The sequence below is a fragment of the Methylobacterium sp. CM6247 genome (assembly GCF_054817925.1).
In genome coordinates this window covers 696654-712328 of sequence record NZ_JBTXKX010000003.1, presented here as the reverse complement: position 1 = coordinate 712328, position 15675 = coordinate 696654, and the positions used below count along the sequence as shown (strand labels likewise).

The following is a 15675-nucleotide window of genomic DNA, read 5'->3' as shown; positions in this document are numbered from 1 at the left end:
GTCGGGCGACGCAACGATGATGCCCGGAGCCAAGGCGACCCTGGCTGCGGGAGCCGTCGTCGCCGTCCTGATCGCGGGCGGTCTCGCCGTATACGGGACGCGTCCGACCGGCGGCAACAGCGAGGCGGTGGCAGAACCGTGCCGTGGTGCCGTGGAGACGATCGCGCGCATCGCGCCCCATGCCCGTGGCGAGGTGGCGGCCATGGAGGTCTCCAAGGTTCCGCGCGCCGCGCCGGACCTCGTGTTCAAGGGGCCGGACGGCACCGACCGGACTCTCGCCCAGCTACAGGGGCGGCTCGCGCTGGTGAATCTGTGGGCGACATGGTGCGCGCCCTGCAAGGCCGAGATGCCGGCCCTCGACCGGCTCGAGCAGATGCTGGGGGGGACGGACTTCACCGTCGCGGCGATCAACGTGGACACGCGCAATCTCGAGAAGCCGCCGCAATGGCTGAAGGAGAATGGGATCACGAACCTCGCCTACTATGCCGATCCCGGTGGGCGGGTGCTGCCGGCCATGCAGAAGGCGACTGGTTCGCTCGGCCTGCCCACGACGATGCTGGTGGACGCCAAGGGCTGTATCCTCGGCGTGATGAAGGGACCGGCCGATTGGGGCAGCGAGGATGCCAAGCGGCTGATACGCAGGGCGCTCGGCCGCGCGCCGGATTGAACCCAAGCCGAAGTGAGACTGGGCCGAGGTGAGGCCGGGCCGAGCGCCCGATCGTGGTAGCGGCCGATGCTCGCTCTTATCAGTGTTCGCGCCATGCAGACTCGGTCGAGTTCAGTCTAGAAATAGACACGACACGAATTTGCGGTTGCCGCTCAGGGCGTGGCAAGTGTCGATCGGCGACGTTACCGGATCTTAACATGCTCGGTGTTCCATCGGAAATTCGGATTTCGAGGTCGCCGCTTCCATGTTTCCTAAGTCTTTCTCCGTTCGAGCAAAGCTCGTCGCCAGCTTCGGAATCATGTTCTTGTTGTCGGCTGCACTCGCAGGGGCATCGCTCTATTTTCTCCGAGCCGTCAATGACATCGCGCGGGAGATGCGGGACGATCACCTGCCGAAGACCGAGATGCTCGGCAGGATCCAGGTTCTCGTCCTGCGGCAGCGGGTGAGTGGCGGGCGTCTGATCACCGCGGATACGCCGGAACTGCGCGCCAGCGTCGCCTCCACGCTCAAATTGCGTGCCGATGAGATGCGCGACGTCCAGGCGGCTTACACGCCTCGCCTGGACACGGCCGAGGAGAAGGCACTGTACAAGGCGTTCGAGACCCAATGGGTCGCCTATCTGGCGTTGCAGGACGGCATCGTCACGGAGGCGCAGGCCGGGAACCTTGCCCAGGCCCAGCGCACCTACAACACGACCATGTCGACGGGGATCAATGCGGTGCTGGCCGAGCTTCAGAAGCTCGTCACCTACGAAGCACGCGTGGCGCGCGAAAGCGGCACCCAAGCGCAGGCGACCTATGACGGTGCCGTGATCTCGACCATGGTCCTCGTCGCCATCGCCGCGCTGATGGCTTCAGGCGCTGCCATCATGCTGGCACTCACCGTGAGCCGCCCCTTGCGCCGGATGACCTCGGCCATGGAGCTTCTCGCTCGGGGCGACACGGATATCGAGGTCCCCGGCGTCGATCGCATGGACGAAGTGGGCGCGATGGCGAAATCCGTCGTGGTGTTCAAGGACAACATCATCCGCACCCGTGCCCTGGAGGCGGAGACCGAAGCCGCGCGCGCCGGCGCCGAGGCCCAGCGCAGGGCGGTCATGCTCGACATGGCCGATCGGTTCGAGGCCGCGGTCGGCGGCATCGCCACTCAGGTCAGCGCTGCCGCTACGGAGTTGCAGGCCACGGCGGGCAGCATGAGCGCCACGGCCACGATGACCGCCCGACGCTCCGGTAATGCCGCGGCCGCGGCGGACACGGCCGCCGCCAACGTCACCACGGTGGCCTCCGCCGCCGAGGAGCTCGGCTCGTCGGTCCAGGAGATCGGCCGCCAGATGCAAGGCTCCGCCAGCCTGTCCCAGCGTGCCGTCAGCGAAGCGGCCGAGACCGCCGCGCTCGTTCGCGATCTCAGCGAGTCCACCGCCCGCATCGGCGACGTTGTGTCCCTGATCTCGACGATCGCGGGCCAGACCAACCTGCTGGCGCTGAATGCCACCATCGAGGCTGCGCGCGCGGGCGAGGCGGGGAGGGGCTTTGCGGTGGTCGCCTCCGAAGTGAAGGCACTGGCGAACCAGACCGCCAAGGCCACCGAGGAGATCACCGGTCAGATCGCGCGCGTCCAGGCTTCCACCGGCATGGCGGTCTCGGCGATTGCCGGCATCACCCAGCGCATCCGTGAGATCGACGACGTGTCCGCTTCCATCGCCGCGGCCGTGGAGGAGCAGGGCGCGGCGACCCAGGAGATCGTCCGCAACGTCACCGAAGCCTCGGCCGGGACCAGGGAGGTCACGCAGAACGTCAGTGCCGTGGCCTCGGCCGCCGAGGAGACGGGGGCCGCCTCAGCCCAGGTTCTCGCCTCGGCCTCGGAATTGTCGCTGCAGTTCAACCAACTCGATACCGCGATGTCGCAATTCCTCTCCACGGTCAGGGCCGCATGACAGCGGGCGCCTGATCCGCCGCAAACCTTTCCGGTCCTGGATCACTATGCCTTCGTCGCATGGGGATCGGCAGGTGCGATGGCACGGCGGCTCTCGTCCGCGACGGCTGGGAGTGAGAACGATGCGCCTCGTCGGAATCTTCATGGCGGGGCTCCTCGGCCTCGCGCCCGCCTGCGCCGCCGACGCGCCGGCCTATCTCCTCGTCGGCCTCGACGGAAAAACCTTCTTCCTGCCCGAGGGCGGCCGGAACGGCCCCAATGGAAGCGATGCGCTGGCCATCGTCGATGTGAGCGACGAGGCCCGCCCCCGCCTCGCTCATGTCCTGCCCCTCGACAATTCCGTCTACGGGCCGCCCACCAACCTGCAGATCACCCCGGACGGACGGCTCGGCCTCGTGGCGAGTTCGGTGCTCATGCGGCAGGAGGGCGAGGCCTGGTACGCGCAGGCGGACGACCGGCTCCACGTGATCGACCTGCTCGCGGACCCGCCGCGTCTGGTGGAGACCATCCGCGTCGGGCGCCAGCCCTCGGGCCTCGCCATCGCACGGACAGGCGATGTCGCCCTCGTGGCCAACCGCGAGGGCCGCAGCGTCACGATCCTGTCGATCGCCGGGACGAACGTGCGCGCCGTGTCCACCGTGGATGTCGGCGACGAGGCGGCGGCTTTGGCCATCGCCCCGGACGGGCGCCGCGCGTTCGTGGCCAAGAACAAGGCGGCCAAGGTGGGTGTCCTCGCCCTCGACGGCGCCAAAGCCACCTACGATCCGGCCCTCGACCTTCCCGTCGGTCCCGGCATCTATGGCCTGGAGGTCACGCCCGACGGGCGTTTGGCGCTCGCCGCCAATACCGGCCCCGAGCCCAGCGACGGGCACGCCGACAGCGTCAGCGTGATCCGGGCCGATGCGCCACGCCCGGTGGTGACCGATCACCTCGGCATCGGCGATACGCCCGAAACCCTGACGATCTCGCCCGATGGCCGGCACGCGGCGGTGGCCGTGGTGCGCGGATCGAGCGCTCCGGCGAGCGGCCCCGGCTACACCCCGACCGGGGCGGTGGCGCTGCTCACCATCGATCCGTCGGGGCTCGTCCGCCGCACGGGAGAGGCCGAGGCGGGGGCGGTGACGCAAGGCATCGCCTTCAGTCCATCGGGATCGCATATCTATATCGGCAATTACGTGGACCGAACCATCGGCGTCTACCGCATCGACGGAGAAGCGGTTCACGATACCGGGTTCAGGCTGAGTCTTCCCGGCCAACCGGCCTCGATGCGGGGGCGGACAGGACAGTAACACCGGGACTGTCGTGTGTTGCTCACCTTGCCTGCCCGACTCGATCCGGAGAACCAGCCGGTCGGACGAGATTAATCCCCGTATCGCCGGTGATTTAATTCTGGAACCCGTCTGATTTGTCACCGGTTTTTCGGTTTCGATACAGAGAGAGGCGCGCAAGCCGAAAGCGCAGGCTGTGCTGGCACGCCGCCGACACGATGCGGGGAGGAATGATGCGAGATCGATACGAGGGTTCAGAGCGATCGGGACGTCGCGGTCGCATCATCGCCGTTGCTCTCGGTCTGTCGTTCCTTGTCGGCGTGTCTGGAGCACGGGCCGCCGTCACCGGAACGGGGGGCGGACCTGAAACCACCGTCACGGCGCCTCATACCTCGACCACGGGCCAGACCGTTCCGCCGGGTGCGGCCGGCGCCCCCATCGTCGATCCCAATGAACGGACCGACCGGCAGAAGCGGCTGGACCGCGTCCTGAACGGGATTTGCCAGGGCTGCTGATCCCGAGAGGATCAGGCCCGGCGCAGGCGCAGGCCGAAGGCCCGTAGGGTCCCGAGCAACAGGGCGGCGTAGACGAGGGCACCGACGAGCCCGAGAAGCCCGAGCACGACGATCTCGCGGAAATGCGGCAGGGCCGGTACCGACCGTTCCGCAATCGGCAGGCCGTAGATCGCCGTGGCGGCGAGGGCGGCGCAGGCGACGACCACGCCGATCACTGTGATGCCGAGGCCCCGGCTTGGTGCCGTCCAACCCCGGCGCCAGGCAAGCCCCACGAGGAGCGCAAGGTTCAGCCATTGGCCGATGGCGGTGGCGAGCGCCAGTCCGGTCACGCCGTAGGGGCCGGTGAGCACGATCTTGAGCGCGACATTGAGGGCGATGGAGGCGAGCGAGGCGATGAGCGGCGTCATCGTGTCCTGGCGTGCGTAGAAACTCGCCACCGCGCTGCGCACCAGCACCACGGCGGGGAGCGCGAGGCCGTAGGCGGCGAGTACCGAAGCGGCGCGGGCGGCATCCTCGGCGCTGAACGCTCCGCGCTGGAACAGCGCCGTCATCATCAGGCCCGGCAGGGTGAGGAAGGCGATGGTGAAGGGGGCCGACAGGGCCAGCGAGAAGCCCGCCGCCCGGTTCTGCGCCGCATGCGCCCCCGCAACGTCGCCCTTGGCGATCCGCCGGCTCATCTCCGGAAGCAGCACCGTTCCCGCCGCGATGGCGATGACGCCGAAGGGCAGCTGGTACAGCCGGTCGGCGTAGTAGAGGGCCGAGACCGCTCCGGTGGGCAGGAAACTCGCGATGATCGTGTCGGCGAAGGAGGCGATCTGAAATCCGGCCGCGCCGATCACCGCCGGACCGAGCACCTTGAAGAACCGCGTCATCGCCGGATCGCGCAAGGTCGGCCTCCCCAATTCCGGCGCGATGACCGCGCGCCGGCAGCCGAGCCAGACGAGGCCGAATTGCAGCACGCCCGAGACGGAGACGCCCCAGGCGGCGGCATAGGCGGCGTTCGGGAAGAACCCCGCCAGCGCCAGGGCCACCAGCATCGACAGGTTGAGGAGAACCGGCGCTCCCGCCGCCACGGCGAAGCGGCGATGGGCATTGAGGATGCCCGACAGCAGGGTCACCAGGGTGATGAAGAGGAGGTAGGGAAAGGTGATCCGTGTCAGCGCGACGGCGAGATCGAAGCGCAGGGGATCGTCCGAGAAGCCCGGTGCCAGGGCCCGCACCACCCAGGGCATCGCCGACCACGCGAGGGCGAGCAGCACGATCTGCGTCAGTAGCAGAAGGGTGAAGACGCGGGTGGCGAAGCGCCTGGCCGCGCCTTCCTCGCCGGTCTCCGAAAGGCCGGCATAGCTCGGGACGAAGGCGGTGTTGAACGCACCCTCGCCGAAGATGGCGCGGAAATGGTTCGGAAGGCGGAAGGCAACGACGAAGGCGTCTGCTACCGGCCCCGCCCCGAGCACGGCCGCCATCACCACGTCGCGGGCAAAGCCGGTGACGCGTGAGACCAGCGTCCAGCCGCCGACGGAAAGGATGCTGCGGATCATGCGAATCGACCGGAGAGAGGGAAACGGAACGCTTCGTCGATGCGCGTTCTTCCCTCGCCCTTGTGGGGAGGGAGCGAGGGTGGGAGTGGTTCCGCCGGGCTCCGCAGCGGGTCGCCCCAGCCACCCCCACCTCCAACTCCTCCCCACAAGGGGGAGGAGTGCCGCGCTCCGACGGTCTCGTCAGGCTCAATGGATGCGAGCAGTTCCGTAAGGCAACGCCGCGGGCCAGAAGACCCGCGGCGCGACCGTGAGAGCGGAGCTTACTTCGAGGCTTCGCCGTAGAGCTTCTCGACGTATTCCCAGTTCACCAGGTTCTCGATGAACGCCTTGAGGTAGTCGGGGCGGCGGTTGCGGTAGTCGATGTAATAGGAGTGCTCCCACACGTCGACGCCGAGGATCGGCTTGGCGCCGTGGACCAGCGGGTTCTCGCCGTTGGGGGTCTTCAGGATCGCGAGCTTGCCGTCCTTGACCGCGAGCCACGCCCAGCCCGAGCCGAACTGGCTGACACCCGCCTGGATGAAGTCCGCCTTGAACTTGTCGAAGCCGCCGAGATCCTCGTCGATCTTCGCGGCCAGGGCCGCCGGGGCCGCGCCGCCGCCATTGGGCTTCATCCAGTTCCAGAAATGGAGGTGGTTGAAGTGCTGGCCGGCATTGTTGAACAGCGGCTGGTTGGTGCCGTAGGACGCCGTGACGATCTCCTCGACGGTCTTGCCTTCGAGACCCGTGCCTTCGAGCAGCTTGTTGCCGGTATCGACATAGGCCTTGTGGTGCTTGTCGTGGTGGAACTCGAGGGTCTCCTTCGACATGTAGGGGCCGAGCGCGTCGTAGGCGTAGGGCAGTTCGGGCAGGGTGAAGGTCATCGGCAGGTCTCCCGGGTCTGGTGGCACAGGATGGCGGGTCTCGCTCCGAGGGATGCGAGGGTCGCGCCGTCATCCGGCCAACGCGTTCGTACCTAAGTCGCTCCTCCGCCAAGGGCAACGGGCGTCCGATATCGAACGGTGAACGGGGATTTCTCCACGGATCGATTTTGCAAAACCCGGGCCGGGCCTTACTGTGCGCGCCGCACTTCCTACGTGCAGGCGTCATCTAGAGAGTTCCATGATCCTCGCGCTGTTCGCGCTCGCCGTCGTCATGATCGTCGGCGGCATTGCTTCCGTGGTCCAGGGCTTTCCCTATGTCAGGCTGGAAAGCGGATGGACGATGACCATCGCGGGCGCCGCCACGGCCTCGTCGGGCGCGCTCCTCCTCGGCCTTGCTGTGGTCGCCACCTACCTGAAGCGGCTGGAGCGGGTCCTGTTGGAGCAGGGGGCCGGGCTCGGCGCGGAGGGGGCCGTCCTGTCCGAGGGGCGGGGCCGCATCGACCCGACGGGGCTGGACGCCACCGACGCCGCGGAGGAGCCGGCACCGTCCGGGCGGCAGCGCCCCAGCGCGCTGGGGCTGTCCGAGCCGAGGCTCGCATCGCCACCTCATTTCACCGACGAGGCTTCGCCCCTCGGCAGCGACCCGGCTTCGCCGCTCCTGCCGGATCTCCTGCCCGAACCGCCACCTCCTTCCGTCGAGGAAGCGCGAAAGGACCAGATCCGCACGGGAGGGCCCGAGACGGAAGCCGATGCCGTGCCGGCGCGGCGGATCAAGCCGAACAAGCCGCCTCGGGCGGTGAAGCCGATGGCGATGGTCGATACGGTCATCCCCGCGCCGGAGCCCGCGCCCCCGGTCGTGGAAGCGCCCGCCGCCGTCGTGGTGCCGCCTTCGCCGCCGCGCGACGCCGATCGGGACGAGCCGCTCGGGCTGCGGTCGTCGGTGGTCGACGAGCCGGAGCCCGTTGCGGAGCGTGCTTCACCCGAGGAGGTCGAACCGGCCGCCGGCCCCGCCAAGGCCGGCCTGACCGTCGTGGGCACCTATGCGTCGGGCGGCAACACTTACGTGATGTATTCCAACGGCTCTATCGAGGCGGATACGCCGCGTGGCCAGTTCACCTTCGACTCCCTGGATGAACTGAAGGCCTTCGTCGAGGCGGGCGGCGAAGACGGGGCTGCCCGCGGAGCGGCGTGACAGCCGGTCAGGCCAAGGGGTTCAGCCCCTCGGTCCGGGCGGGCAGCGGCGCCGTCATGGTCAGGCGGAACCCTTCGGGCGGATAGCTCGCGGCGATGTCGGCGCGGACCTGGGCCGTGAGCACGCGCTGCAGCAGGCGTGAGCCGAAACCCTGGCGGGTCGGCGGTCGTACCGGCGGCCCATCGGATTCCGACCATTCGAGATGCAGCGTCTTGCCGCCTGCATCCTCCATGACGCTCCAGGTGATGGCGACCCGTCCCTCCTGCGTCGAGAGCGCGCCGTGTTTCGCCGCGTTGGTGGTCAGCTCGTGGATCGCCATGCCGATCGGGACCGCGATCTCGGAGGCGAGGTCCACCGGCGGCCCGTCGAGTGCGATGCGCTTGGTACCCGGCCCGTCCGACGCACCGTCGCCATAGGGCCTGAGCTCGTTCTCGAGAAGGTTGCGCAGAGACGCGGTCTGCCAGGTATCCTCGGTGAGGACCGAATGGGTATGGGCCAGCGACATGATCCGCCCCACGAAAGCCTCGTAGAAGCTCTCGATGCTCGACGCGGTGCGGGCGGTCGAGCCGACGATGGCCTGGACGGTCGCCAGCGTGTTCTTCACCCGGTGGTGCAATTCACGGATCAGTAGCGCCTGCCGCTCCTCGGCGATCCTGCGTTCGGTGACGTCGGCGACGACGCCGATGAGGCGGCGGGGAAGGCGATGGGGGGCATCGCTCTCGAAGCGCCCGGCCATGTCGATGATGCGCCACGCGCCGTCATGCGCGCGCTGGATTCGGCCGCTGGCCTGCAGCGTGGAATCCTCACGCAAAGCCGTCGAGATCGCCTGGCGGAATGCGGGGCGGTCATCGGGATGGAGAACGGTGCTGAGGAATTCGCGCTTGCCCAGAGCTCCCTCTTCGGGGTGTCGCCCGAAGATCGCGAACATGCGCTCGTTCTCCCAGACGGCCTGGTCGTCCAGCATGTGCCATTCGAAAATGCCGAGTTCGGCCAGCGACGTGGCGATACGCAGGCGCTCCTCGCTCTCGCGGAGGGCGTCGCGCGCCTCCACCCGCGTCGTCACATCCTGCAGTACGCCGACGACGATTCCGGACCGGCCGCCCACGGCACCGATCGCCTGCCCCCTGGCGCTGATCCGGATCTCAACGTCGTCGCCCGCCCGACGCAGGCGGGCTTCGATGGCGAAGGGAGTGCCGTCGCTCATCGCGGCGCGGACGGTCGTCTTCACTCTTTCCACTTCGGGCGCGTCCATCAGCTCGGCGACCTGCGGCCAGGTCAGCGACGTGCCGGGCGGGAAGCCGAGGATATGGGCCGCGCGCCGCGACACCCTGAGGAGCCCGTCGGCCAGATCGATCCGCCATTCTCCGAGCCCGGCGGCGGTAAGGGCGGCGCGGTTCTCCTTTGAGCGCACGATATCGTCGGCATCGACCCGTTCCACCACGAGGGTGCGGAAGACGCCCTCGTTCGTGGCTGAGGATGGCCGGATGCGGACGTCGAGGGGGGTGCCGCTCGCGGTGGTCCAGCGCCGGATGCCGGTGGAGAGCAGGCCGGAATCGTCTTCGAACACACTGACGGGCCGGCCTACCAGGGCTCCGGTCTCGTATCCCAGGAGGTTCGTCAGAAACCGGTTGGCATCGTAGATGCGATTCGTGGAGTGATCGACGATCACCAGGCCGATCCCGGCCTCCTCGAAGCCGCGCCGATATGGGTCGGCCGGGGAGCGCGCATCCCCAAGCACTGGCGATCCTCGATCAGATCCGCTGCCCACTCCGCACCCTCACTCGGCGGCGCCCCTGGACTCGTATGGGGCATCAAGACTCGCTCCGGTAGCCCTGGATGCTCGTTGCCGTGGCATCTGAAGACGCAACGCTCTGCGCCGCAAGGGCTTACGACGAAAAAGCTGTGCCGGAGCGCACCCGTCACCGGTGGCCGAATTCCGATCGCGCCCGAGCTCGGCGCGGCCGCATCGCTCCCGACCGATCAGCCGACGCGACGAAATTCCAGGTAGGTCGGGCCCCGGCCCGCCGCGATTGCCTTGGCTTCGTAGCGGGTGCCGGGCCATTCCGCGAAGGGGCGTTTCCAGTCGGTGGCGGCTTCGGCAGTCCAGCTGAGAGCGTTGCAACGCGCGGCGCGGACCAGGGTCCAGCCGGCATAATCGTCGATGTCGCTGGCGAAGCGGAAGACTCCGCCGGGCTTCAGGACCCGGGCGATCTCGGCGAGCGTCTCGTCCGAGACGAACCGCCGCTTGCGTTGGCGGCGCTTGGGCCAGGGATCGGGATATAGCAGGTAGACGCGGGCGAGGCTCGCATCCGGAATGGCGGCGAGGAGCCGAGTGGCGTCTTCGTCCCAGATCCGGACGTTGCCGAGTTCGCCGTCATCGACGGCCCGCAGGAGCTTGACGACGCCGTTGACGAAAGGCTCCGCGCCGATGATGCCGACCTGCGGGTAAAGCGTGGCCTGGGCGGCGAGATGCTCGCCACCGCCGAACCCGATTTCCAGCCAGACCTCGTCGACCGGATTTGGAAAGAGCGCGGGCAGATCGAGCCTCGCGCCTGCAGTCGGCAACGCCACGCGCAGGCGCGGCAGCAGTTCGGCCAGCCGCTGCTCTTGTCCGGCACGCAGGCGCTTGCCTTTGCGCCGGCCGTAGAAGGCGCGGTCCGCGCCCTCGCTTCCGGCCCCGCCCTCGTCGGGCGGGAGATCATCCCGCCCGTACGTCACGGGTCAGGACAAGGCCGACTTGAGCTTGTCGGCGAGGTCGGTGCGCTCCCACGAGAAGCCGCCGTCATCCTCGGGCTTGCGGCCGAAATGGCCGTAGGCGGAAGTGCGGGCATAGATCGGCTTGTTGAGGCCGAGTGCGATGCGGATGCCGCGGGGCGAGAGGTCGAGAGCGTCCATCAGCACGGTCTCGAGCTTGGCCTCGTCCACCGTCCCGGTTCCGTGCAGGTCCACGTAGATCGAGAGGGGCTTGGCGACGCCGATGGCGTAGGCGAGCTGGATCGTGGCGCGAGTGGCGAGACCGGCGGCCACCACGTTCTTGGCGAGGTAGCGCGCGGCGTAGGCCGCCGAACGGTCGACCTTCGTCGGATCCTTGCCCGAGAATGCGCCGCCGCCATGGGGAGCCGCGCCGCCATAGGTGTCGACGATGATCTTGCGGCCGGTGAGGCCCGCATCCCCGTCGGGACCGCCGATGACGAACTTTCCGGTGGGATTGACGTGCCAGACGGTCTCTTCGCCGACCCAGCCCTGGGGCAGGGCCGCCAGGATGTAAGGCTCGACGATGTCGCGTACATCGGCGGAATCGAGAGTTTCGTCGAGATGCTGGGTGGAGAGTACGATCTGCGTGATCCCGACCGGGCGGCCGTTCTCGTAGCGCACCGTCACTTGGCTCTTGGCATCGGGGCCGAGCTTGGCCGCGTCACCCTGCTTCGCCTTGCGGGCGTCGGCGAGGTCCTTGAGGATCTTGTGGGCGTAATAAATCGGCGCCGGCATCAGCTCGGGCGTCTCGTCCGAGGCGTAGCCGAACATGATGCCCTGGTCGCCGGCGCCCTCGTCCTTGTTGCCGGACGAATCCACGCCCTGCGCGATATCTGCGGACTGGGCGTGCAGGTGGATCGCGATGTCGTTGTTCTTCCAGTGGAAGCCCGACTGCTCGTAGCCGATGTCCTTCACCGCTTCACGGGTGAGGTGCTCCAAGTGCTCGAAGGTCACGGAATCCGGTCCGCGCACCTCGCCCGCGATGACGATGCGGTTGGTGGTGGCAAGGGTCTCGACCCCGAGGCGGGCTTCTGGCATCGCCGCCAGATAGGCATCGACGATGGTGTCCGAGATCCGGTCACAGACCTTGTCCGGATGGCCCTCGGAGACCGACTCGCTGGTGAACAGGTAGTTGGAACGCGGCATCTGGGCCCCCCGGTTTCGGGTTCGCCTCGGCAGCGTTAGACCCGGTATTCGGAACGGAGAGCTTCTGGCACTCCCACTTCGACCGGTCAAGACGACAAACCGAACGTATCCGCTAAAACGAACAAAACATACTTTAGATCAGCCGTTTAGTTTCTCGTCGAGGGCGTGGATCGCGGCAGCGAATTCCCGGCGGCTGGCGTCGGAGAAATGCTCCGTCACGTGCTTGGCGACGACATCGACGAGGCCGACCCATTGGGCCTGCGGACCCTCCTGCCTCACGAAAGCCCGCTGCGGTGCCTCGCTCAACCCCTGAGCCGGAACATCGTCGCTGCGCTCCATGCCATCGAAGAAATATTCGATCGGCATACCGGTCATCCGGCTGAGAATCTCGAGATGGATCGCGCTGATGCGATTGATACCCTTTTCGTATTTTTGAAGCTGCGCTGCCGACATGCCGAAGCTCTGGGCGACGCGCTTCTGGGTCAGGGCCGATTTCTTCCTCTGCTCGGAAATGCGCAGGCCGACATGGACATCGCGTGCATCGGTCTTTTGTCCAGCCATGTCGGATCCCGTGCAGTCTCATGAATCCTGTCGCGAGCCGTGCACTTGGGCAGATCGTCGTCGCTCAGGGCGCTCGCAGCTACTGTTTCTTCCACGTTCGCAGGTTCAACCCAACCCGAAAAAGCACGGCGCGGTGTGCTATTCCGTGCCGTCACCTTGTCCAGGATATGGACGATACGTCGAGAATGGAGAGGTGGCGTCCCCGGCAGGTCTCGAACCTGCGACCCCAGGTTTCATCCCACTTCGGCTTCCGCCGCCGCTCCGTGCAGGAGCGTTCGTGGTCTGGACTATCCCTTCGCCATGGACCGGTGGGGATTGACCCGTCGCGATCTTTAGGCGCCGCCCGTCTAGTCTCTACACCTTCCCCGGATGAGTCCGGGGCTTGGCTCGGGATCGGCCGGGCCAGCACGCGTGCCAGCCTTGGGCGTTCCCCGAATTTGAGCGGATCCGCCGCGCGGTTTCCCATCGCGGCGCCCAATTGAAGTTTAGGAAACCTGTGCTCTGTCCAGCTGAGCTACGGAGACTCACCACGTGTTCCCCTAGCATCATCGGGCGGGCAGGCCAACCGGTACGGACGAGGGCAGCAGGCTAATCGCTCGAAGCGATAGGCCTGGCTTTACCCCTCGTCGCTGGCGGCCGGCTTCCGGCCGGTCCCCTCAGGCGACTTTGCGCCGGAGCCACCGGCGCGCCTTCTGGGCGCGGGCAAACCATTCCGGATGGCCGCGCAGCCAGATCTTCGAGGCTTCGGTTCCCGCGATCAGGCGCTTCACCAGATGGCCGCGCAGGGTCACGACCTCGAAGAGCTCGCTCAGATCCCGGGTCTGAACCCCGAAATCCGACTTGTAGGGCATCACGCCGACCGTGAAATCGAAATAGCCGAGTCCCTCGGCGCGGGCCCAGCGCAGGGTTTCCGCGACGATGTGGAGGCCCGGCGACGTGTTGCGCCAAGCCTCTCCCGCCATGGTCAGCAGGATGCCGTGGAAGGTGCCGCCATGGACGAGGCCGTAGGCGCAGGCGATCCATTCTCCGTCGACCGCCAATCCGAACAGGCGGACCGGTCCGCCGATCAGGCCCCGATGCGCGCCGTCGCGGTAGAACGCTTCGACATCGGGCCGGGAGAGAAGGTTGAACCGGCCGATCTCGGCGAAACGCGAGCGGCGCTGCTCGACCAGCGCATCGAAGATCCGGTCGACCTCGCCGGCGCTTCGCGCCTCCACGAAGGTGACGGCGCCGGCACGCTCCAGCCGGCGGCGCAGCTTGGCCATGTCCTTCAGGGTGCTGGGACGACATAGGCGCGACAGCAGCGTCTCGGCATCGCCGTCGATGGCGACGCCCGAGGCCTGCATGTCCATCCGGCGGTTGCCGGGCAGGGAGGCGAACGGGTTCGGCCGGCCATTCACATCGTCGGGGATCCGGCTGATCTGGATCAGGTCGGTCCGGGGAAGCACGTCCCGGATCACCACCCAGGCCTGTTCCATCTCTGCCGACGAGAGATCGATATCGGGGGCGAGGATCGGCGCCGCGTAGTCGCAGACCCCGAGATCGAGCCAGGTAATCGCGTGGTGGCCGCGCCGGCGCAGGCGCGCCAGGGGGACCAGCATCACCGGACGTCCGCCGGCGTCGACCACCTCGACAATGATCGGCTCGGCCTTGGATTCGGTGCTCAGACGCTCCGCCACCGCCGTCGCCCAATCGAGACGCTGATAGGCCGTGGCAGTCCCGTCGGTCTCTAGCCGGCTCCAGAGATCGGCGACCGTCGCCATCGTCGTATGCAGGCGGGCGCTGTAGCGGCGGGGGGAGACGTGGAGCGTCGGTGCGGGACGTTCCGGGATCACGCTCATGACTGGGATGTCCTGGCTATCGTGGTATGGCGGAACGCTTCCGCCTGGGCGGCGGACATGCCGCGATGGACGGCGCGAGGGGCCTCGCCGAGGGAGTCGAGGGTCATCGCCCGGGCCTCGCTTCGAGATCGCCGCCGAGGCCGGGCTGCATCGGGTGACGGGCTGAGCTCCAGGGCTTCAGCATCCACAAGCAGCCCGCCAGGACTACGACTTCCGAACCCAGGACGCCGAAGAGCGACCAAGCCGGTTGGGCGATCAGGAGCAGGCCGATGACGGCGACGGCGCCGATTCCCACGCTCACGCCCGCGATGACTGCCAGGGGACGGAACTCCTGCATCGTCTCCATCAGCACCCTCATCGGCGCATGAATGAGGGAGACCGTGACGATGGCCCAGGCCGCCACCGCGATCAGCGTCATCGGCGCCGCCGTGAACTGGCCGGCAAACAGCTTGTGCTCGATGAGTTCGAGCGCCCAGAGGATGATCACGCCGTAGGCGATGCAGCCGAGCCCCAGCAGGCCGGAGCAGATGAAGGCGAAGCGGCGCGCGAGGGGGAAGTCGCCTCGGGCGAGATGGCCCGCCACCTCGGGCTGGACCATGTTGATGAGGGCGGATGCCGAGAGCCGCAGGGGTGAGAACAGCACGAAGGTGGCGGCCATCGGCGCATAGGCAGCCGGCCCCGCGATGGCGGCCACGAGAAGGCTCTGTCCCTGGCCCTGGACGTTGGCGGTGGTGACGTTGACCAGGGACCACGACAGGGTCGGGATCATCGCCCCGTAGCGGCGGCGCACCGAGCGGCCGAGGCTGAGCCGGATCGGTTCCCGCAGCAGGGCGAGCGATGCGACGATGCCGAGGCCGTTGGCGCAGGCCAGGGCGAACAGGGTCTCGTCGAGGCCGGGCGCGCCCTGGAAATGGATCATCGCCACGGTAAAGGCGGTGCCCGAGAGGGCGAAGACCACGTCTCCCAGCCCCGAGATCGCCGGCCGGTGCTTGGCGAAGAGCGCGAGGCGAAGATAGCTGCGCAGCGACCAGAGGCCGACGAAGAGGCTCCCCGCGAGGGCGTTGATGTCCGAAGTGGCCATCAGCGCCGCGCAGACCCCGGCCCCGATCGCCGCGGAGAGGATGACCGCCACCGTACCGAAGGTCACATCGAAACCACGCGCCGCGCGTCGTCCGGCGCGCGGCGGAATGGTGATGGTGGCCGGCACGCCGGCCAGCGACCGGATGTAGGTGAGCGCCAGTCCACCCACGAGAAAGAGAATGGCGAAGCGCCCGTAATCGTGCGGGCTCAGGCTTCGCGCGAGGACGATATTGATCCCGAAATGGAAGGCGCTCTGGGTGACTTCGCCCCCCAGCATGAGGATGAAGCGGCGCGCGAGGCGGTTCAGACCGTGCATGA

At 67.8% G+C, this 15675-nt stretch carries 13 protein-coding genes; 5 read left to right on the top strand and 8 right to left on the bottom strand.

What is annotated here, in order from left to right; genetic code table 11:
* Positions 1–19: 19 nt before the first annotated feature.
* From tlpA to ACYQOP_RS04150, 4 genes are all read left to right on the top strand, one after another.
* Positions 20–667: a thiol:disulfide interchange protein TlpA gene (gene tlpA, locus ACYQOP_RS04165; protein ID WP_461225190.1), complete on the top strand. Its 648-nt coding sequence runs from the start codon at positions 20–22 to the stop codon at positions 665–667.
* Positions 668–911: 244 nt separating this feature from the next.
* On the top strand, positions 912–2600 hold the full coding sequence (locus ACYQOP_RS04160; RefSeq protein WP_461221281.1) for a methyl-accepting chemotaxis protein: 1689 nt from the start codon (positions 912–914) through the stop codon (positions 2598–2600).
* Positions 2601–2721: 121 nt separating this feature from the next.
* Positions 2722–3888 carry a YncE family protein gene (locus ACYQOP_RS04155; RefSeq protein ID WP_461221280.1) on the top strand — a complete coding sequence of 389 codons (1167 nt, stop codon included), beginning with the start codon at positions 2722–2724 and terminating at the stop codon, positions 3886–3888.
* A gap of 209 nt (positions 3889–4097) precedes the next feature.
* On the top strand, positions 4098–4382 hold the full coding sequence (locus ACYQOP_RS04150) for a hypothetical protein (RefSeq protein ID WP_461221278.1): 285 nt from the start codon (positions 4098–4100) through the stop codon (positions 4380–4382).
* 11 nt (positions 4383–4393) lie between these two features.
* On the opposite strand, the gene murJ is transcribed toward ACYQOP_RS04150, so the two are convergent.
* Both murJ and ACYQOP_RS04140 read right to left on the bottom strand, forming a co-directional pair.
* A complete protein-coding gene (gene murJ / locus ACYQOP_RS04145) occupies positions 4394–5923 on the bottom strand; it encodes a murein biosynthesis integral membrane protein MurJ (RefSeq protein WP_461221277.1) in 1530 nt (509 codons plus the stop codon).
* A 260-nt stretch (positions 5924–6183) separates the two neighbouring features.
* Entirely contained in the window at positions 6184–6783 is a 600-nt protein-coding gene (locus ACYQOP_RS04140) for a superoxide dismutase (RefSeq protein ID WP_018041792.1), read from the bottom strand.
* A 238-nt stretch (positions 6784–7021) separates the two neighbouring features.
* Here ACYQOP_RS04140 and ACYQOP_RS04135 point away from each other — a divergent pair, with 238 nt between their 5' ends.
* The gene (locus ACYQOP_RS04135) at positions 7022–7975 is read left to right on the top strand and encodes a hypothetical protein (protein WP_461221276.1); all 954 of its coding nucleotides are present in this window, start codon (positions 7022–7024) and stop codon (positions 7973–7975) included.
* Between the two features lie 7 nt (positions 7976–7982).
* Here the strand turns inward: ACYQOP_RS04135 and ACYQOP_RS04130 are convergent, their stop codons facing one another.
* The 6 genes from ACYQOP_RS04130 to ACYQOP_RS04105 form a co-directional block, all read right to left on the bottom strand.
* Complete coding sequence (locus tag ACYQOP_RS04130) at positions 7983–9743, bottom strand: sensor histidine kinase (RefSeq protein ID WP_461221275.1); 1761 nt, start codon at positions 9741–9743, stop codon at positions 7983–7985.
* Positions 9744–9955: 212 nt separating this feature from the next.
* Positions 9956–10693: a tRNA (guanine(46)-N(7))-methyltransferase TrmB gene (trmB, locus tag ACYQOP_RS04125; protein ID WP_461221274.1), complete on the bottom strand. Its 738-nt coding sequence runs from the start codon at positions 10691–10693 to the stop codon at positions 9956–9958.
* Positions 10694–10696: 3 nt separating this feature from the next.
* A complete protein-coding gene (gene metK / locus ACYQOP_RS04120; protein WP_207412970.1) occupies positions 10697–11875 on the bottom strand; it encodes a methionine adenosyltransferase in 1179 nt (392 codons plus the stop codon).
* 138 nt (positions 11876–12013) lie between these two features.
* Positions 12014–12436: a helix-turn-helix domain-containing protein gene (locus tag ACYQOP_RS04115; protein ID WP_056454015.1), complete on the bottom strand. Its 423-nt coding sequence runs from the start codon at positions 12434–12436 to the stop codon at positions 12014–12016.
* 656 nt (positions 12437–13092) lie between these two features.
* Entirely contained in the window at positions 13093–14277 is a 1185-nt protein-coding gene (locus ACYQOP_RS04110; RefSeq protein ID WP_461221272.1) for a GNAT family N-acetyltransferase, read from the bottom strand.
* 103 nt (positions 14278–14380) lie between these two features.
* Positions 14381–15673: an MATE family efflux transporter gene (locus tag ACYQOP_RS04105; RefSeq protein WP_311275884.1), complete on the bottom strand. Its 1293-nt coding sequence runs from the start codon at positions 15671–15673 to the stop codon at positions 14381–14383.
* Positions 15674–15675 lie beyond the last annotated feature (2 nt).